This is a genomic window from Francisella persica ATCC VR-331 (genome assembly GCF_001653955.1).
Taxonomy (GTDB): domain Bacteria; phylum Pseudomonadota; class Gammaproteobacteria; order Francisellales; family Francisellaceae; genus Francisella; species Francisella persica.
This window is the reverse complement of record NZ_CP013022.1, coordinates 1211735-1231672: the sequence shown is the minus strand read 5'-3', so window position 1 is coordinate 1231672 and position 19938 is coordinate 1211735. Positions and strand designations below refer to the sequence as shown.

The window sequence follows — 19938 nt, the reverse complement described above, 5'->3', positions numbered from 1 at the left end:
AACAGCTTAAAAGTCTTAATCAATTAGAATCTGGAAGGTTGTTACAGTTAAACAGTGACTACCAAACATCAATAACAGCCTATAACAAGGGAACTAGAAGAGGATGCTCAATGGTAAGAAAAATAATTTTCCCAGAGGCCAAACAGCGTGATCTTGTTTCAGCAGGTAAAGATTTTTTTGGTCGAGATTTACTTTTAGAGAAAAATACTTATAAAGCGTGGTTAGCTCTGAAACAAGCAGCAGCTAATGACGGTGTTAGTCTATTTATAGTTTCAGGCTTTAGAAGCTATGAGTATCAGCAGAAAATTATAGATAGAAAACTTGCTAGTGGACAGACTTTAGAACAAATTATGAAAGTAAATGCTTTGCCAGGAGAAAGTGAACATCATACTGGTAGAGCTATTGATTTAACAACTGGAGATGAAAAAGAGGTTTTGACAGAGAGCTTTGAAAAAACTTATGCTTTTGAATGGTTAACTAAAAATGCATATAAATATGGCTTTAAGTTGAGTTTCCCACGTAATAATGACTATGGGTTTGTATATGAACCATGGCACTGGTGTTATCACAATGAAAAAAGTTAGTAATTTTTTATTTATAATTATATTTTTAATACTACTAAATTCTTGTAGTATAGTAAAAAAAGATATCACAAAGCTGAAGTTTGCTTCTGGTAGCTATCCTTGGCTATTTAGCCCTGTGTGTAAGGAACTAATTAAAGGAGACTTAACTGAGGCAATAAAAAAAAATAATAGTATCAGCAATGTCAAACAGCTTAAAAGTCTTAATCAATTAGAATCTGGAAGGTTGTTACAGTTAAACAGTGACTACCAAACATCAATAACAGCCTATAACAAGGCTATAGAGTCTCTACCTAAAAATCAGCAGCAATCTTTAGATCAAGCAAAAAAAATGCTTCTAAATAGAAATACATATAACTATTATGATATTAAGAATGCATATAATGTTCCAGACTATGCAATTACTTTTTTGTATACTTATCAGGCTTTAAACTATCTCAAAACAAATAATATTAAAGAAGCAATACAAGCACTTGATAACATTGATAAGGCTAAAATATGGCGTGATGAGCAAGAAACGCTTGCTGAAGTGATGAAGCAGCTTGGAGAAAAATACTTAGATAGAAATGAGATAACGAGCGATAATCTAGGTTTAGAAAATTTTAAAGTATTGACACACATGCTTGAGTTTTCAAAAAGAATTCCCAATGCATATGGGAATCCAATGAGTTACTACCTCAAAGCATTACTTAATTCTTCATTTTCAAAAGATTACCAAAAATCTTTGGTAGATATTGAAAATGCACAACAATATACGGTTGGCAATAGGTATCTTGATCAAACTGCTAATGAGTTTAGATCAGCGATAATAAGCCAGACATCACCATTTGCAATTGGTTTGGGAAGAGTAGTAATACTTTATGAGCAAGGACTTGTATATACACGTAAATCTGCTCAAGCAAGTCTAGATCTTGGTAATATAGGTGTCAGGAAAATGTATTTGCCAATATATAACACAGATTATAATTTGTTTGATCCAAAGCGAGTTATAATCTCAGTAGGTGATACCAATATAACCGATACATATACTGAAACTTTGTTAGATACAACTTTGTTTGCAATGAAATCTTTGGTAGAAGCATACCCCAAAATTATAACTCAAAATGTTGTTATCGAGGTATTGAAATACGATTATGAAAAGAATTTTGCTTTAGGAGGTTTATTAGGTAGTATCTTAAAGTTTGATTTATCAAAAACTGATCCTAAAAAAGCTGATTTAAGAAGTTGGCTACTACTACCAAATAGTATTGATTTGTTTGAGCAACTACTTGATAGTGGTAATTATATGATTCAAGTCAATAATATTCGTCAAAAAATTGATATTCAGCAAGGTAAAAATACTCTTTTATGGATCGTTGATATTGGTAAGTTTAAGAAAGTCTATTATTTTATTTTTTAATTATATCTAAATACTACTTTTACACCACTATTAGTCTATTAATTATAGTCAACCACACCATAAAATTATCATCTTGAATTTAATCATTATAAGTACTGATTTGATTGATACCTTAAAAACGAGTTAGAATTATTGGATTATTTTTTTGTATCACTTTTTATAGTGAATTAGTATTAGTAATAATTATCTAAATAGTAAATCAATACAGAATTATATTTACTCTTGACAAACCAAGTGATATAAAATAAATCTATAGGTGACGAAAAAGAGGTATTTATGAAGAATATTATAATTTTGGGTACTGGCCAGAGGTGGTTCACTTGTAAGTTGCTTAAGCGGTGATTATAAAGTTCATTTGATTGACATATATATTCCAGATGATAAGCCAGTATTGAAAAAAATATTGATAATTTTAAATATGTAGAATTATATGCAACAAATTCTACAAAATTACAAAACTATGTAAAGCAAAATGCTGTTAAAACGATTGTTTCATGTTTATCATTTTAAATATTGCTAAATTAGCTGGTATGCTTGAGCTTAATTATTTTGATCTAACTTAAGATATTGAGGCAACTAATTATATTAAAGGTATGGCAGAGAATTCTAAAAATAACTTTTTCGTGCCGCAATGTGGTTTAGATCCTTGATTTATTAGTATTATATCTAATAATTCAATTTATATAGTACTAGGTGTTTTACCATTAAATGTATCAAATATGCTTTAGTATGTATTAACTTAGTTTACAGAAGGTCTCATCAATGAATATGCTAAACCATGTTAAAGGTATCGTTAATAGAAAAGAACTTTAGCACCACTAGCAAATATTGAAGAAATTAAAATAAGTGGTCTTACTTATGAAGCTTTTAATACCTCTGGTAGTATTGATTCAATGATCGAGACTTATACTAGTAATGGTAAAAATATAAACTATAAAAGCATTCTCTATCCAGAACATTATGAAAAAAAGAAATTTTTGATGCAAGATATGAAGTTTGGTGAAGATTTAGAGACAATGGTTAAAATTATGGAGAGAGTTATTCCACGTATTAATCAAGATATTGTACTTATACTAACAATAGCAACTAGCTTGTGTGTAAGTACTGACCTTTTGCTTCATGCTAAATCAGCCTAAAGGTTTTATAAATTTCTATATGTCTAAAAGATTTTTATAACAATAGATTTTATCAATATTAAAATAAATCTGGATTATTGATACAAGCTGATTAATACAGGGGGGACATGTGTATTAAAAGAACTATATTTAGGTTTAGAAGCACATATCACTAATGCTAATATGCAATCGTTGGTGAAGAAAACTTTTGTCCAATATACATAATGTCTTTTTAAAATATTGATGAAGCTATCAAGTTTAATAATAGTGTAAGATATGGCTTATTAAATTCTATATTTACAGACAATTTTCAAAATGATGAAAAGTTTTATCTAGTTAGGCAGTGATTGGTAGTGCTTTCGGTGGTGAGAAGTATATTGGAGGAGGGGAGAAGCTAATTCAGATGCCAGGAAAGTATATATGCGCCTCCAAATTAGTACTATCAACTATGGTAAAGACTTATTATTAACACAAGGAATTAAATTTAATCTAGGGGAGTAATTTTATGAGTATTGATAGGAAAGTTAAATCTACAATATAAAATATTTGAAAGTATAAATACTAAATAAATCGCTATTTTTTAATAAATCTCTTTGTTATTATTATCCTACATTGAGTATATTTTAAAGAGGTTTATAAATGTCAAATCCTTGTCATAAGAAACATTTACGTTAGCTGGTCAAGTCGAAGCAATCAAAAGAATGATTGATAGTGTTATTGTGTTAAGCTGCCAGGGGTGTTTTGAAATTGATTGAGTTGACTATATTAGAGATGTATATTGCAATCTTGTCTAGAAAAATATTGTGAACAGGATTCTCAAGTATCTTTATAGCAAAGAATGTCAGAATTAATGAAACTTCTAAAAGAATATTAATGAAAGGATAATAGTAGATGAGTAAACAACAAGCAGTAATTTATAGAATGGTGACAGATAAACACGTTTGTCCTTTTGGTATCAAAGCTAAGGATTTACTAAGACACAAAGGCTATATCATAGAAGATATTCATCTTAAGGATAGACAACAGGTAGAGGAGTTTAAAAATAAATACAACGTCAAAACTACTCCACAAATATTTATAAGTGGTAATAGGATTGGCGGCTATAATGATTTAGTTAATTTTTTTGGTTTAGTAAAAGATAAACAAGCAAAATCATATAAACCTGTAATAGCAGTTTTGGTGATGACTTTTGTATTAGCTCTATCATTTAGTTATTTTATTCTAGGCAATATATTTGATTTATTAACTATAAAATTATTTATGGGGCTAAGTATTGCATTTCTAGCGACATTGAAGCTTCAAAACTTAGATAGTTTTGTTAATCAGTTTATAACTTATGATCTCTTAGCAATGCGTTACTTAAGATATGCATATATTTATCCATTTGCAGAAGCTTTTGTCGGTATAGCCATTATCGCATCAATTTTTATGATTCTCGCTGCAGCAATAGCTATATTTATAGGCTTAATAGGTGCTGTTTCTGTTTTTTATGCTGTTTATATACAAAGGCGTGAGCTTAAATGTGCGTGCGTAGGTGGTAATAGCAATATTCCTTTAGGATTTTTATCTTTAATAGAGAATGTCATGATAATAGCTATAGGTATATTCATGTTGTTTTTATAATTTATAAAGGTAGTTATAGTGAAGCAAAAAACAAAATTAGTATTAATAATAACTTTATCAATATTTCTGTGATAGCTATTTATTTTACCCAAAGGATACTAATACAGAACTATTTTAAATAGATAAAAGTATAAAAGTTAATGAAAAGATAATATTGTAAATACTATAGAACAATCAAATAGTACATGGGGTTATTATGCATTCCATGATAATGACTTTTATAGAAACTAAAAAGAGTTAATTATATACTAATAATTATTTGAAATTATTTTAGCTATCTTGTTAAATAGATCTGCATATATTGAGCTTTTACGCATAACTAAATCTATTTCCCTAAAGAAATCTCTACTGTCAATATTAATATATTTAACGTTTTCAGCCTTAGTACAAGCAATCTTAGGGACTAGAGTTATACCTTCATCGATAGATACCATTTGTCTTAGGGTCTCTAGGCTACTGCCTTTAAAATCATTATTATTAAACTCTTGTAATGCGCAGAGCTTAAGAGTTTGATCTCTAAGGCAATGGCCTTCATCAAGAAGCATAAGGTTGTGCTGAACTATCTCTTTTACACATATTTGCTTATTTTTTGCTAATGGATTAGTCTTAGCTACAGCTACATAAAATTTATCATCAAAGACTTTTTTTCTTTTGAATTGGTAGTTTTCGGTAGGTGTTGTTAGTAAGGCAAAATCTATTTTACCTTGATCAAGCATTTTAACGAGAATGTCTGTTTTTTCTTCAACTATAGCAATACTTAGATTAGGAAAATCTCGCTTGATAGCAGGGAGAATTTTAGGCATTAAGTATGGACATAGAGTTGGAAATGCACCAATTGAAATACTGATTTTACCATTCTCTAAAAGAGGTTCAGCAATTTTCTTAAGATTATTTACTTCATCAAGAATTTTATATGCTTGGTTTACAATTTTCATTCCTGATTTAGTTATCAAGACTTGTTTTGTACCACGCTCAAAGATTTGAATACCAATATATTCTTCAAATTTCTTTATTTGCATACTTAGTGCAGGTTGGCTGACAAAACATTTTTCTGACGCTGTAATAAAGCTTTTAGTTTCATACACAGAAATTATATATTCAAGAGTACGGGTGTTCATAAGTAATGCTTATAGCTACTATATAAATAGTGTGTATTTTAAATTATGTTCAAGAGTAATACAATAACAGTGTAGCTTAACAAGGAGTTAGACATGACTAAAAAAGTACCTAATATAACTTTTAAGACTAGAGTAAAAGATTATGAATATTAGTTGTTCAAATTCATTTAGGTGGCAAGATGTAATATCCGCTGATATTTTTATAATTTTACTACCAGGAGCATTCACACCAACTTGCTCAACTTATCAATTACCAGGTTTTGAAAACAATACAGCTAGATTTATAAAGAGCTAGGTATAGATGAGATTTACGTTTTATCTGTAAATGATAAAATGATAGTTTCGTTATGAATAAGTGGATTCATGTTCAGGAAATTCAAAATATAAACCAATACCAGATGGTAATGGCGAATTTACCCAAGCTTTAGGTATGCTTGTTGATAAATTAAATATCGGTTTCAGCAAAAGATCTTGGAGCTATACAATGATCGTAAATAATGGTGAAATTGAGAAAATGTTCATCGAGTCAGGTAAGCGTGATAATGCAGATGATGACCCTTATGGTGAGAAAACTGATATTGCTGTAGATATCTAAGATTCACAGCCTATAAAGAGGTATCAACTATTGGGAAGGTGGCTTTTAAAGATATCACAGCAATATAGCAACAAGATTGGAATTTAAACTTTAAAAATAATTTTTTAGGACAAATTAATTTAGTGCAAATTAGTTTAAAATATAATTAATTATGGTGGCTCTTTTACACTTACTTCAGGAATATTAAATGTTGAACCAATAGCTATGGTAGTACAACCGCTACAGCTAGTGCTGGTTTGGAAGGTTTTGTAAAAGGCAGCTTCTTTAGAGTATAGTAGCAAGTTTCGCATTAATGTTGTAAGTCAACTATTATTGAGGAAGTTCTTGTATAAATATGCGTCATTTTTTACTTGGTTTAAAGCGCTGTTAAGGGCAAAAAAGTAGCAAATACTTATCTTCAGTCTGTAGTAGGTATAACTAATGATTAAGTTACAATAAGTAGGCTTTAAACTTTAAAATCCTAGTTTAAATAAAATAATTTAAATCTTTATGTGCTTAATAACGGTATCAAGTACTTCTTTTGTAGAAAGCTCTGAAGTATCTACTATTATAGCATCATTTGCAGGCCTTAGTGGTGCTACTTTACGGTTACGATCTTGAAAATCTCTTTGTTTAATATCTGCTAAAATTTTTTCAAAGTCAGGGTTTTGACCTTTAGATTTTAGTTCGTCGTATCTGCGTTTAGCTGTAATCTCCGTACTAGCATCAAGAAAGAATTTATATTGGGCTTGTGGAAAAATCACTGTTCCCATATCTCTACCATCAGCAACCAAACCTTGTTCAGTAGCAAACTCTCTTTGCTTGTCTAAAAGTATAGCTCTAACAGCAGGGTAAGCAGCAACTTTTGAAGCAAGCATTCCTGTTTGTTCAGTACGTATCTCTTTAGTTACATCTTGATTAGATAGAAATACCTTAACTAAAATATCTTCAATTTTGAAACTGATGTTTAAATTACTTAAAGTCTTACAGACATTATCTTCATTTTCAAGATCAGTATTATTTTTGAAACAGTATAGAGCAGCTAGTCTATAAATAGCACCACTATCTAGTAGCTTAAAATCGTAATATTTTGCTAGAGCCTTTGCTAAAGTACCTTTGCCAACGCCGCTTGGTCCATCAATTGTAATAATCTTAGAATTGTTCATTCTCAAATTCCTGCATAAATTGTACAAGTTTTTCAACATCCTCTATGCTTACTGCATTATATAGACTTGCTCTACAACCACCTACACTTCGATGCCCTTTAAGACCGTAGAAACCAGACTTGTTAGCATTGCTGAGAAACTTATTTGTCAGCTTTTGTGTAGGTAAATGAAATATTACATTAATATTTGAACGATATTTATGTTTGATATCATTTTTATAAATTTTTGAATTATCAATAGTTGAGTAAAGTAGACTAGCTTTTTGATTGCTAAATTCCTCAACATTCTTTAGGTTAGTAAATTTTTCAATTAAATAATTTAGAGTTAACTCAAATGTTACCCATGAAATTACAGATGGAGTATTATAAACAGAATTTGATTTTTTCATCGCAAGGTAGTCAAAGACTACTGGAATATTATACTTTTCTTTGATTAAAGAATTTTTAACTATCACTATAGTCAAACCTGGAATTCCAGCATTTTTCTGTGCTCCAGCATAAATAAGCCCATAATCTGAAACATTAATAGGTTTTGATAAAAAACTTGATGACATATCACAAACTAATTCCGTATTGCATGATTTAGCTAATTTATTAACCTGGAATCCATCAACTGTTTCATTATCTGTGTAGTATATATAGTCATATTTATTTGCTTGAAATTTTTGTGAGATATTATCATAGTATTTAATGGCATCAATATTGATGAATTTATCTGCTTCTTGAGCAGATTTTTCTGACCATTGACCACTACATACATACAATGCGATGTTATATTTATTAGCCAAATTCATTGGAATCGCAGCAAATTGTGCAGTAGCACCAGCTTGCATTAACAGTACAGCATAATCATCAGGAATATTAAGTAAACTTCTTAATTTTTTCTGAATTGAAGTATGGACTTCATCAAAAACTTTATCACGATGAGAAATTGATAATAACGATACTTCTGTATCCTTATAGTTTGTCATCATTTGTTGTAGTTGCTGTATTATCGATGTGGGTACAACAGCAGGACCTGCACAAAAATTGATTTTCATGGCTAAAAATAATCCCTAATATAAATTCAAATATATTTTATCAGACTTAATTAAGTTTGATATAAGTAAAATGTTAGTAAAGTTGAAAAAAAAGAGTAGCAATTTCTATATTTTTGTTTTAAGAAGTTGAGTATATATTTTTCAAATTTACTAAATGAATATTTAAAAAAGAACAACACCGTTATCTGAATTATATGATTTCTATAAAAGACTCTAATATAGTAATCATTACAAATTTTATAGACTTTAAAAGATAAATCAGCCCCGTACCCGTAGAGTTTGTTATTAACATTATTTTATTTTATTAGCTTTGCTAAGTAGGTAAGCAATATTGAACCTAATATTAGTATCATGTCCAGCAAATAGAATATTATTTAGGATATTTTTTGTTGCTTGGATTTGAGATAATTTTTTTTATATCAAAAATTATTTGACTAATTACTACAACATCATTAGAGTTAATTGAATTTTATAAATAATCTTTTAGTGTAATCAGTTGTGTTGCAAACTTAGCGATAGGCTGTATGCATTTATATGCTTGTTGTTATGTCAAAACTGTATTATAATCACCTTTAGAGTATATAACTTTTTAGCTAAAACTTCAGATAAATACCATATTTTCGCCATTCATCCAAGCTAAGCAGATACAGAGTAAATATTTTTGAGCTTCTTGTGCATAGTTAACATTGGACTTTAGCTTTAGCTATAATCTCAATAATATCTAAGTTTTTTTATATAAAGGAACATTATAAAAACTTTTCTATTAGTACCATCAGCAACAATACAAATATTCGCGATGATACTCAATACTCACTACCCAAAAACTTATAAGTATTTTCTTTGTTAAAATACTCACCATTATATCTTTCCATCTCAAAGCCATATTGAGTTTAACTACCCAGCTGGAATGTTATCTACATTCAACAGTGGAGGGTATTCTAGGTTATGGGCATATTGTGACGATGAAACTAGCACCATGTTTAATAATATCCTTAGCAAATAAGATATTTGCATCAGCTAACGACTGTTTGACTTGATATGATTTTTTTGCAAAAAATAGTGTTATAGTTGTAAAGTTGTAATGTTTACTATTTAAGCCAATCGCGGGGTTTTATATATTGGTAGACTTTTTCTTCTTCAGAGCCTGGTTCAGGGTACCAATTGTATCTCCAAGTTGCAATTGGAGGCATTGATGAGAGTATCGACTCAGTTCGTCCACCACTTTGTAAGCCAAATATCGTACCTCTATCAAACACTAGGTTAAACTCAACATATCTACCACGACGATAGAGTTGAAAATCTTTATGCTTTTGTGAATATTGAATGTTTTTTCTTTGTTCTACTATCGGAATATAAGCATCTAGATAAGAATTTGCACAATCTGTTACAAAATTAAAGCATTCATGAAAAGATTTATCATTTAAATCATCAAAAAATAAACCACCAACTCCACGACACTCATCACGATGTTTGAGATAAAAATATTCATCGCACCATTTTTTGAATCTAGGATAATAGTTTTTATCATGCTTATCACAAACATTTTTTGCTGTTTGGTGCCAGTGAATCGTATCCTCCTCAAAAGGATAGTAAGGAGTTAAATCAAAACCTCCACCAAACCACCATATCGGATTATCACTATCAACACCAGCAATAAAAATTCTAAAATTAGCATGAGATGTTGGCACAAAAGGATTACTAGGGTGAATAACTAATGAGACACCTGTAGCTATAAAAGATTTGCCTACTAATTCTTGTCTTTTTGCTGTAGCTGATGGCGGCAGCTCATTACCATAAACTCTAGAGAAAGCTACTACACCTTTTTCAAATATTTCTCCATTCTCTATGATCATAGAGTTACCATAGCCTTTAAGTTTTTGTTCTGGAGTATCTGGTTTTTGCCATTGATCAGAAATAAATTTTGCAGCATTTGTTTCATACTTCTCTAGAGCTGTGGTAATATTTTGTTGAAGTTGTGTTAGAAAATCTTCAAATTTTGAAACTTTTTCTTGCATAAGATTATTATAACCTTCATTTTAAATTCTATTTTTAGACAATATAGAAGTTGAAATTAATAAATACTATTTTAACAGTAGGTAAATAAAATTGCTTGTAAAAAAATAAAGCCTTTTCAGTTCTTGTAATCATATTACTTATTGAAGTATTTACGATAATATATTGCTAGCTCAATATATTTGATATATCTAACACACAAGTACACTACACGAATCTCAAATACGATGTCAAAATTAAATCTGATAAAGACACAATTAGTTCCTAATTAATATTACAGTAATCGTCATATTGCTAAACAAAAGTTACAAAAGCCTTTAAACACTAGCAAATATATCTAACAAAAAAGTTCATGATTATAGTTCTAGCAATATTCTAATTTAATAATAATGGCGAAACATCACTAAAATTTTATGATAGATAATTAGCAATTAATAGCACAAAATTAATACCAAAAGATTGAGTTGTTTAATTAAATTAGTCAATAAATAGTTGTTATTATTAACCTATGATAGTATAATCTTTTTTTAACTCTTTGCTATATAAAAAATGTATAGCTTATCAGTAAAAAACAATCAAATGATAAACCGGAAGGAGTTTATAAAAATGAAACATTATGAAATAGTTTTAATGATTCACCCTGATCAATCAGATCAGTTAGATTCAATGCTTAGTAAATACCACAGCATAATCGAAGAAAAAGGTGGCAAAATTCACAGATTTGAAGACTGGGGACGTCATCAATTAGCTTACCCTATCGAAAAACTTCATAAGGCACACTATGTACTATTTAATATTGAGTGTCCAACTGAGTCTCTAGAGAAGCTTCAAGAATCTTTAAGATACAACGATGCTATTTTACGTCGTTTAGTTATCGCTAAAAAAGAAGCTGTAACAGAGCCCTCTGTAATGATGGAGTCAAATGAGAAAGAAGTAATTTAATAGAGGAATTTTATAAAATGAGTCGTCGTAAAGTTTGCCGTTTCACTGTAGAAGGCGTAAAAGAAATAGATTATAAAGATGTTAATAAGTTAAAAGCTTATATTACTGAAACTGGTAAAATTGTACCAAGCCGTGTAACTGGTACATCAGCTAAGTATCAAAGACAGCTATCAATAGCTATCAAAAGAGCAAGATTCTTGGCGTTACTACCATACTGTGATCGTCACTTTAACTAATACGGAGATTGATTACAATGCAAGTTATTTTAAAAGAAAAAGTTGAAAGCCTTGGGGTATTAGGTGATATCGTAAATGTAAAACCAGGTTATGCAAGAAACTTCCTTATCCCATTTGGTAAAGCTGTTCAAGCAACTCAAGCAAATATCAAAGCTTTTGAAGCGCAAAAAGCTGAATTAGAAAAAGCTGAAAAGGCTAGATTTGAAGCGGCTGTTGCTATTGCTGTTGCGATTAAGGATAAAGTTTACACTATAGCTGCTCAAGCAGGTGAGGGTGGTAAACTATTTGGTTCTGTAGGTACAGCTGAAGTTGCTGAAGCAGTTTCTAATGAATCTGGTAAGAAAATTGAGAGAAGCCAAGTGCGTATGCCTGAAGGCGTTATTAAAACTCTTGGTAAATTCGAACTTACAGTTCATGTATACACAGATGTAGATGCAGATATCAAAGTAAATGTTGTAGCTGCTGAAGCTTAGTTTTATAATATACAAACTAACACTGTATTCTAATAAACAAAAACCATGTGTTAGGCATGGTTTTTTTGTATTTTAAGCAAGGGTTTTGATGTCTATGGATTATCAGTTTAAAGCTACTGAAACAACTTATTCTCTAGAAGCAGAAAAAGCTATCTTAGGGAATATATTGCTACACAATCAAAATATAGAGTTGGTAGAAGGTTTTCTTTTGATTGATGATTTTTTTGATAAAAGACATAAAACTATCTATAAACAGATTGTTATGCTTAACCAAGCAAACACTCCGTTTGATGTGCTAATCTTAAGTGAATATCTCGCCACAGATGGTCTTTTAGAAGAAGCTGGTGGCGAGACTTACATCATAGACTTAGCTGCTAATACACCTTCAATATCAAATATTAAAACGTACGCTAATATCGTAAAAGATAAGGCTAAGCTTAGAAGTTTACAAAATAGCATAAATGATATTGTCCAAAAGATATATTCAGCAGATTCAAAAAATCCTGATGAAGTTATTGATTATGCTGAAAGTAGAATACTTGATGTAGCTAAAGAGCGAGAAACACTTACCAAAGGTCCTGAATCAATAAAATCTGTAATTCCAAAGCTTGTAGATAGAATGAGTGCTATAGTTGATTCTGGTATTGGTTTGATTGGTATATCAACAGGCTTTATAGATCTTGATAAAATGACATCAGGATTACAAAGAGCAAATATGTGTATCATAGCTGCTAGACCATCTATGGGTAAGACTGTTTTAGGTATCAATATAGCTCAAAATGTTGCAAAAGTTGCTGATAAGCCAGTATTAGTTTTTAGTCTTGAGATGCCATCAGAAGATATCGTAACAAGGATGTTAGCTTCCCAGGCTCGTGTAGAGATGAATCTACTTAGAGAATGTAATAGATTAAATGATGCTCATTGGGTCAAAATCACTAGTGCAATGAAAGCTTTAAGTGAAATGCCACTATACATCGATGACACATCAAGTTTAACTCCAGCAGAGATACGTTCTAGAGCGCGAAGATTATATAATGAGCATGGAGGTTTAGCAATGATCTTGATAGATTACCTGCAGCTTATGAAGATCCCAGGTTACGAGACTAATCGAACACTAGAGGTATCAGAGATATCTAGATCACTTAAAGCTTTGGCTAAAGAATTAGATATACCAGTTATAGCGTTATCACAGTTAAATAGAGCTGTTGATGATCGTAAAGATAAACGACCAATGATGTCAGATTTAAGAGAATCTGGAGCGATTGAACAAGATGCAGACTTGATAATGTTTATTTATCGTGATGAAGTTTATAATAAAGATAAAGAAGATAATAAAAATATAGGCGAAATAATAATTAGCAAGCAGCGTAATGGTCCTATAGGAACTGTGCACGTGCGTTTTGATGGCAGGTTTGCTAGCTTTGCTAATTTAACCAATGAAAATGATCATATTTTACCTAGTGACATAGGGTATAACGAATAGTATTTGCTATATAAGAATTAAAAGAGAAATTTCATGCAACAAGATAAAGTTAATTTACTTGGATTAAATCAAAAGGCTATAGAAGATTTTTTCATTTCTATAGGAGAGAAAAGGTTTCATGCCCGTCAAGTTTTTAAGTGGATTCATAAAAAGGGTATTATTGATTTTGATGCTATGACAGACCTTGGTAAAAATTTACGCCATAAACTTAAGGAAAAAGCTGAGATAACTATTTCTAAAGTAGTATTTAGTAAAGTATCAAAAGATGGTACACATAAATGGTTAATCGATGTTGGCGGTAGTGCCGTTGAGACAGTGTTTATTCCAGAAGAAGGGCGTGGGACATTATGTGTATCTTCACAGGTTGGCTGTACTTTGAATTGTAGTTTTTGTTCTACTGGTAAACAAGGATTTAATAGAAACTTATCAGCTGCGGAAGTTATCGCACAATTATGGATAGCAGCTAGAACATTATCAAAAACTAATGGTGAGCATGATTTTACAGTGACAAATATTGTCATGATGGGTATGGGTGAACCATTGATGAACTTTGACAATGTTGTACTTGCTATGGATATTATGATGGATGACTTAGCTTATGGATTATCTAGACGCAAAGTAACTTTAAGTACATCTGGTGTAGTTCCGAGAATATATGATTTGTTAGAGCAGTCAGGAGTATCCTTAGCAGTGTCTTTACACGCACCAAATGATATGCTGCGTAATGAAATTGTACCTATCAATAAAAAATATAATATTGATGAACTTCTTGAAGCATGTAAACTATACGCACAGAAAGGTCCACACAAACATATCACATTTGAATATACTCTAATGGAAGAAGTTAATGATAATTTATCTGATGCTAAGGAGTTAGTTACATTATTAAAAACATACGAAATTCCTGCTAAAATTAATCTTATCCCATTTAATCCATACCACGGCACACCTTATAAAAAGCCAAGTAATAACCGTATTAATAGGTTTAAAGAGTTTTTGCAGCACAATGGTTTTGTCACTACTGTGAGAAAAACTCGTGGTGATGATATTGATGCTGCTTGTGGACAATTAGCTGGTGATGTAATTGATAAAACTAATAGAAAGCAAAGATACCTAAAGAAGCTTGGAGATACTAATGCAAGTTAGTTTTAAAAAAATTATAAGTATTGCACTGCTATCGGCTATTTTGTCATCATGTATGACTCCAAAAAAATCTACTCGCAATTCTATCAAAAGTCATTTGCAGCAGCAAAATAATACAAATAAAAACATTAATACAAATAGTGCAGAATTCATTTCGCCAGATGAATTTACAATTAGGAAGGCTGACTATAAAAAGGCCACTATTTTAAATGCAGAATTAGCTATTGTGTACTCAACTGAAGGATATTTAGATAGGGCAAAAAGTAAGCTTATAAAAGCACAAGATTTATCAAAGCAACATAACTATAATCTTGCTATTGTCGATTATGCCGCAGGGTATTATTATCAAAGTATAGGGGCAAATTCGATTGCTAAGAAATATTATAAAAATGCTTTGTATAACCATCCTAAGGATTTTGAAGCAATGAACTTTTATGCGCAATATCTATGTAGTCAAGAATCAGAATATGATGAAGCACAAAAACTCTTTGATGAGTCTTTATATGCTCCTAATAATGATGATATGGCTCAAACGCTATTTTTGTATTCTCAATGTATGTATAAGCAGGGTAAAAAAGACCAAGCACTTGTGTATATGGAGAAAGCGAATAGATTTAGACAAAATTACAGAGCTGCTAAGTTAAGATTGGCAGAAATGTATTTTGAAAGAAAAGATTATACAAATTGCTACAAAGTTATCTATAGTATGAAAGATGACTCAGCGTTCTTTAATAATAAGCATATTTTAGATTTGAGATTAAAACTAGCTGAATATGCACATAATAAAAATGAAGCTGCAGAAGTGAGACTGATTTTATCTTCTAACAACTATAATGATGAAAATATTCAAAAATTCTTCTCAGCAGCAGATCAATATGATATAGATAAAAATGCGTAGAGCAAAAAAAACTAATGACAAAAATACTGAAAGATTACAAAAGCTTTTAGCAAAGTATGGTATTGGATCACGAAGAAAAATAGAAGAGTATATTGAGCAAGGTAGAGTTAGGGTAAATGGTAAAGTTGCCACTCTAGGAGATAAAGCTAGTGAAGGTGACAAGATTAGTTTTGATGGTAAGGCTCTACACTCATATGGTCAGCCAATGACTAGACCACGAGTAGTAATTTATCATAAAAGAGAAGGTGAAGTTTGTACTAGTAAAGATGAAAAAGATCGAAAGACTGTCTTTGATTCATTACCAAAATTAGCAAAGTCGCGCTGGATAATGGTAGGGCGCTTAGATATCAATACTACAGGTTTACTACTTTTTACTACAGATGGTGATTTGGCAAATAGATTGATACATCCTTCTTATCAAATCGAGAGAGAGTATGCCGTACGTGTATTTGGAAAACAATTACCTAATGAAACTATTAATAAACTTAAAGAGGGTATACAGCTAGAGGATGGTATGTCTAAGTTTAATAGTATAAAATTTTCAGGTGGCTATGGTGCTAATCTTTGGTATTATATAACACTTTCAGAAGGACGTAATCGAGAAGTAAGAAGAATGTTTGAAGCGGTAGGTGTTACAGTTAGTCGACTAACGAGAATTAGATTTGGTGATATAGTTCTTCCTAAATTTGTTTCACGTGGAAAAACACTAGAACTAAATCCTTCAGAAGTTAATCAACTTAGAAAATCTGTTAAGTTAAAAGAGTATAATTTCCCTAAAAAATTAGTTGAAAGGTTAGAGAAAAAATAATGAGCTTTGTAAGTCAGATAGAAGAAGTTTTTGGCATAGACGTTTGGGAATTAAAGTCACAATATAAAGCTATGCAACAAAATCAAGTTACTAATGACACTCAACAACAAGATGAAATTATTACAGTTAATCCAAATCATTTAGAACTTTTATATTCAAATGAAGTTACAAGTCCTAAAATTATAAATATTCTTTTGTCTGCTAAATTAAATTTAGCTTTTCTAAAAAATCTCACTAATAGTCTATTTTTCAATTCAAAACTTAGTATCTATAAATCAAGTGATATTAGTTTTTTTGAGAAGCTTGAAGGTATTAATCTCAGTGAAAAAGATTTACTTAGTGATAACACTGAGTTATTAAGCATTCAAAACAAGAAATATATATTGTCAAAGCTATATGAGTATGCAGATTTCATTTCTAGATAATAATTTCTTTGCTAGAGTTATTGAATTAATAAGGCTTTCTGATAAGGATTGCAATTGGTCAGATAAGCAAATTTTAGAATCTTTGAACAAAGATTTAACTTTAGGGTTATTTGAAAGTCAACAACTTTTAGCTGTAGCTATTTTTAGTAAAATATTCGAGACAGCTGAGCTTTTATATATTTGTGTTGACGTGTCTAAGCATAATAAAGGTTTAGGTTTTAAGCTTTTAGAAAACTCAATTTATTATCTCACTCAACTACAAATCAAAGAAATATTTTTAGAAGTAGATGTTAATAATTATAGTGCCATCAAACTCTATCACAAGCTTAAATTTAGCAAAATATCATTGCGTAAAAATTATTATAAAAAAACTGATGGTAGTTCAAGTGATGCACTAATTTATCAGCTAAAAATATACAGATATGACTAATAAACCACTATAAAAGTAGTATAAGTAATATTTACTTGTGCCTCTATAATAAATTCAGTACGCTATTTTTATAGCGAATTAAATATAAGTTATGTTATAGTTATACCTTGAAGACAACAGGGGTGCTATTTTTATCTAAAAATGGCTGAGAAGTGACCCTTTGTACCTGATCTAAGTAATATTAGCGTAGGGAGTTTGTTTGGTTGTCTTTTTAAAAAGGGACATCACACAAACTCTTATTATTTGACTAAAATAATAGGAGAATCAATAATGGAAAATTTTGGTTACATAACATTAAATATATCTTTAATAATTTATTTTATACATTTTTTACCACAAACTATTCATAATCAATTTAAACATAAGACATTTGAGATTAGTTTATGGACTCATTCTTTGATGATTGTTGCTAACTCTTTAGATTTAATTTATGCTATTGGTTTTAATATGCAGTGGCAGTATATTTTAGTTGATGTAATTTTACTGAGTTTTTTAACTATTCAGCAACTTCAAATTCTAAATGATTGGAGAGAAAAATATATATTAATACATACATTTTTTATATTTTTATATTTGTCTTTAGTAATTTTTATGATTTATTTTATTAGCTTAAGTAGTCAGATTTTGTTGTGGTATGGCTCAATAAGTGGAGTTATTTATAACCTTTACTGGTTACCACAAATTTATAAAAATTACTGTCAGAAACAAGCAGAAGGTTTCAGTATTTTTTATTTAGTGCTTTCACTTATTAGTATTATCTGTGATATCAATAGTGCTATATTTTTAGGTTGGCCATTGGTATCTGTGATTGTCTCTAGTTGTTTATCTATTTTAATATTGACACAAATAATTCAATATTTCTATTACAAAGGAATGATTATAAAAGTAATATCACAAAAGCATATAAACTAGCTATAAACTACTGAGCTATTTGTGTTAGCATTATTGCTATTATCTTTGATTATTATAAACAATGAAAAATATTAATAAATTTATCTTGCTTTTAGGAGTATTGATTTTTTCATGCCAGGCTTTTGCTACAACAGTTAACAATATAGTTCATATACTATTTGTCAGGCACTAGGTAAAGCTTATCATAAAAGCTTTACTGCTATGGACCATAGAGTAAGTCAAAAAAGATTTCATTTTAGGTTTTGATGATACTATTTTAGAACATAAGCCTGATATTAGCAAAATTGCAGATAAAGACTCATATGAAGTAGGGAATGATTATCGCAGCACAGTATAAAGTAAGATTTAAAAAAATACACTACATAAAGCTAACTACCAAGAGTTTAAGGTTTTAATGAAGAAGGCGTTGATACAACAGATACAAAACTTACTACTCAAGATGAACAGACATTAAAAGCATTTTAAAATATTTCGTGATGAAGATAGTTAGATTATTTACTAATATGTATTGATAAATAAATATATTGTGCTACTTTATTCTTAAACCTAATTAGTTAAATACTATCAATAAAATAATAATGCAACAGCTAAAAGATATTCAGACTCTTATCAAAGAGGATATACAAAATAATAATCAATTTATAATTGATTCTCTTTGCTCAGATGTGATGCTCATTAATCAGATTAGCCACTATATAATAAATAGTGGTGGCAAGAGATTAAGGCCTCTGTTGGTAATGTTGTTTGCTAGAACCTTAAACTATAACGGAAATAAACATTTAGCATGTGCAGCAATTATTGAGTTTATCCATACAGCGACACTTCTTCATGATGATGTTGTTGATGATTCACAATTGCGTCGCGGTAAACAAACAGCAAATGATGTTTTTGGGAATGCTGCAAGTATTTTGACTGGAGATTTTCTTTATTCTAGGGCTTTTCAGATGATGGTAAGTTTAGATAATATGCAAATTATGAAAATATTGGCTGATGCAACTAATAAAATCGCTGAAGGAGAGGTGTTACAACTACTAAATGCACGCAATACGGAACTTAGCGAAGAAGACTATATTAAAGTAATATATTGCAAAACAGCAAAATTATTTGAGGCTGCTTGTGAATTAGCAGGTGTAATCAGTCTAGATAAACAAAGTTATGCTAAATATCAAGATAATATTAAAAACTATGGTATTTATTTAGGTAATGCTTTTCAGATTGCAGATGATGTTTTAGATTATGTTTCTGATGTAGAGAGCTTAGGTAAAAATATTGGTGATGATCTTGATGAAGGTAAAATGACATTGCCAACGATTTATACACTAGCTAATGTTACTAAACAACAGCAACAAATTCTCAAAAAAGCAATTGAAAAGGGTGGATATAATATTGATGAAATCATTACTATGGTTAAAGATAGTGGGGCTGTAGATTATTCATATAACGTAGCTTGTCAGTATGCTGATTTAGCTAAACAGCAAATAGATTTTTTACCAGATTCAAAATACAAGCAAGCAATGATTTTATTATGTGATCTAGCGGTAAAAAGAAATAATTAATTTT

At 30.1% G+C, this 19938-nt stretch carries 19 protein-coding genes, 4 pseudogenes and 1 riboswitch; of the genes and pseudogenes, 19 read left to right on the top strand and 4 right to left on the bottom strand.

Annotated features, from left to right (window positions below; translation table 11 throughout):
- Nucleotides 1-110 precede the first annotated feature (110 nt).
- The 5 genes and pseudogenes from FSC845_RS05435 to FSC845_RS05420 all read left to right on the top strand — a co-directional run bounded on the left by FSC845_RS05435 (nt 111) and on the right by FSC845_RS05420 (nt 4718).
- Nucleotides 111-584 (top strand): M15 family metallopeptidase, encoded by a 474-nt coding sequence (locus tag FSC845_RS05435; protein WP_064461040.1) that lies wholly within the window; start codon nt 111-113, stop codon nt 582-584.
- On the top strand, nt 571-1980 hold the full coding sequence (locus FSC845_RS05430) for a hypothetical protein (RefSeq protein WP_064461039.1): 1410 nt from the start codon (nt 571-573) through the stop codon (nt 1978-1980). The genes FSC845_RS05435 and FSC845_RS05430 overlap by 14 nt, the downstream gene beginning before the upstream one ends.
- Nucleotides 1981-2873: 893 nt before the next feature.
- On the top strand, nt 2874-3116 hold the full coding sequence (locus FSC845_RS08985) for a hypothetical protein (protein ID WP_227806666.1): 243 nt from the start codon (nt 2874-2876) through the stop codon (nt 3114-3116).
- A gap of 167 nt (nt 3117-3283) precedes the next feature.
- A pseudogene (locus FSC845_RS08980) lies at nt 3284-3596 on the top strand (aldehyde dehydrogenase family protein); the annotation flags it as partial.
- 390 nt (nt 3597-3986) lie between these two features.
- Nucleotides 3987-4718 carry a MauE/DoxX family redox-associated membrane protein gene (locus FSC845_RS05420; protein ID WP_064461038.1) on the top strand — a complete coding sequence of 244 codons (732 nt, stop codon included), beginning with the start codon at nt 3987-3989 and terminating at the stop codon, nt 4716-4718.
- Between the two features lie 248 nt (nt 4719-4966).
- Here FSC845_RS05420 and oxyR read toward each other — a convergent pair whose 3' ends face one another.
- On the bottom strand, nt 4967-5836 hold the full coding sequence (gene oxyR, locus FSC845_RS05415; RefSeq protein ID WP_064461037.1) for an oxidative stress transcriptional regulator OxyR: 870 nt from the start codon (nt 5834-5836) through the stop codon (nt 4967-4969).
- 93 nt (nt 5837-5929) lie between these two features.
- Between oxyR and FSC845_RS05410 the strand changes: the two are divergent.
- Together FSC845_RS05410 and FSC845_RS09755 are read left to right on the top strand one after the other, a co-directional pair.
- Nucleotides 5930-6431: pseudogene (locus FSC845_RS05410) on the top strand (redoxin family protein).
- Nucleotides 6432-6451: 20 nt separating this feature from the next.
- A pseudogene (locus tag FSC845_RS09755) lies at nt 6452-6859 on the top strand (SDR family oxidoreductase); the annotation flags it as partial.
- A gap of 51 nt (nt 6860-6910) precedes the next feature.
- Here FSC845_RS09755 and cmk read toward each other — a convergent pair.
- The 3 genes from cmk to hemF form a co-directional block, all read right to left on the bottom strand.
- Complete coding sequence (cmk, locus tag FSC845_RS05405; RefSeq protein ID WP_064461036.1) at nt 6911-7576, bottom strand: (d)CMP kinase; 666 nt, start codon at nt 7574-7576, stop codon at nt 6911-6913.
- A complete protein-coding gene (gene serC, locus FSC845_RS05400; RefSeq protein WP_064461035.1) occupies nt 7563-8615 on the bottom strand; it encodes a 3-phosphoserine/phosphohydroxythreonine transaminase in 1053 nt (350 codons plus the stop codon). The genes cmk and serC overlap by 14 nt, the downstream gene beginning before the upstream one ends.
- Nucleotides 8616-9703: 1088 nt before the next feature.
- Nucleotides 9704-10630, bottom strand: coding sequence for an oxygen-dependent coproporphyrinogen oxidase (gene hemF / locus FSC845_RS05395; RefSeq protein WP_064461034.1), 927 nt, complete (start codon nt 10628-10630; stop codon nt 9704-9706).
- Nucleotides 10631-11234: 604 nt separating this feature from the next.
- On the opposite strand from hemF, the gene rpsF reads away from it, so the two are divergent.
- The 12 genes and pseudogenes from rpsF to FSC845_RS05340 all read left to right on the top strand — a co-directional run bounded on the left by rpsF (nt 11235) and on the right by FSC845_RS05340 (nt 19934).
- Nucleotides 11235-11570: a 30S ribosomal protein S6 gene (gene rpsF / locus FSC845_RS05390; RefSeq protein ID WP_064461033.1), complete on the top strand. Its 336-nt coding sequence runs from the start codon at nt 11235-11237 to the stop codon at nt 11568-11570.
- Between the two features lie 17 nt (nt 11571-11587).
- Nucleotides 11588-11806: a 30S ribosomal protein S18 gene (gene rpsR, locus FSC845_RS05385; protein WP_064461032.1), complete on the top strand. Its 219-nt coding sequence runs from the start codon at nt 11588-11590 to the stop codon at nt 11804-11806.
- 17 nt (nt 11807-11823) lie between these two features.
- Nucleotides 11824-12279 carry a 50S ribosomal protein L9 gene (gene rplI / locus FSC845_RS05380; RefSeq protein WP_064461031.1) on the top strand — a complete coding sequence of 152 codons (456 nt, stop codon included), beginning with the start codon at nt 11824-11826 and terminating at the stop codon, nt 12277-12279.
- A gap of 88 nt (nt 12280-12367) precedes the next feature.
- A complete protein-coding gene (gene dnaB, locus FSC845_RS05375) occupies nt 12368-13762 on the top strand; it encodes a replicative DNA helicase (protein WP_064461030.1) in 1395 nt (464 codons plus the stop codon).
- Between the two features lie 33 nt (nt 13763-13795).
- Entirely contained in the window at nt 13796-14908 is a 1113-nt protein-coding gene (rlmN, locus tag FSC845_RS05370; protein WP_064461029.1) for a 23S rRNA (adenine(2503)-C(2))-methyltransferase RlmN, read from the top strand.
- Nucleotides 14898-15803, top strand: a complete 906-nt coding sequence (locus FSC845_RS05365) for a hypothetical protein (RefSeq protein WP_064461028.1) — start codon at nt 14898-14900, stop codon at nt 15801-15803. Before rlmN ends, FSC845_RS05365 begins: the two co-directional genes overlap by 11 nt.
- The gene (gene rluB / locus FSC845_RS05360) at nt 15796-16611 is read left to right on the top strand and encodes a 23S rRNA pseudouridine(2605) synthase RluB (protein ID WP_064461027.1); all 816 of its coding nucleotides are present in this window, start codon (nt 15796-15798) and stop codon (nt 16609-16611) included. The genes FSC845_RS05365 and rluB overlap by 8 nt, the downstream gene beginning before the upstream one ends.
- The gene (locus FSC845_RS05355) at nt 16611-17036 is read left to right on the top strand and encodes a hypothetical protein (protein WP_064461026.1); all 426 of its coding nucleotides are present in this window, start codon (nt 16611-16613) and stop codon (nt 17034-17036) included. The genes rluB and FSC845_RS05355 overlap by 1 nt, the downstream gene beginning before the upstream one ends.
- Nucleotides 17014-17466: a GNAT family N-acetyltransferase gene (locus FSC845_RS05350; protein ID WP_064461025.1), complete on the top strand. Its 453-nt coding sequence runs from the start codon at nt 17014-17016 to the stop codon at nt 17464-17466. The genes FSC845_RS05355 and FSC845_RS05350 overlap by 23 nt, the downstream gene beginning before the upstream one ends.
- Nucleotides 17467-17574: 108 nt before the next feature.
- Nucleotides 17575-17677, top strand: a riboswitch (TPP riboswitch).
- Between the two features lie 59 nt (nt 17678-17736).
- Nucleotides 17737-18378, top strand: coding sequence for a PQ-loop repeat-containing protein (locus FSC845_RS05345; protein WP_064461024.1), 642 nt, complete (start codon nt 17737-17739; stop codon nt 18376-18378).
- Between the two features lie 61 nt (nt 18379-18439).
- Nucleotides 18440-18868 (top strand): annotated as a pseudogene (locus FSC845_RS08975) (hypothetical protein).
- Between the two features lie 88 nt (nt 18869-18956).
- A complete protein-coding gene (locus tag FSC845_RS05340; protein WP_064461023.1) occupies nt 18957-19934 on the top strand; it encodes a polyprenyl synthetase family protein in 978 nt (325 codons plus the stop codon).
- Nucleotides 19935-19938: the final 4 nt, after the last annotated feature.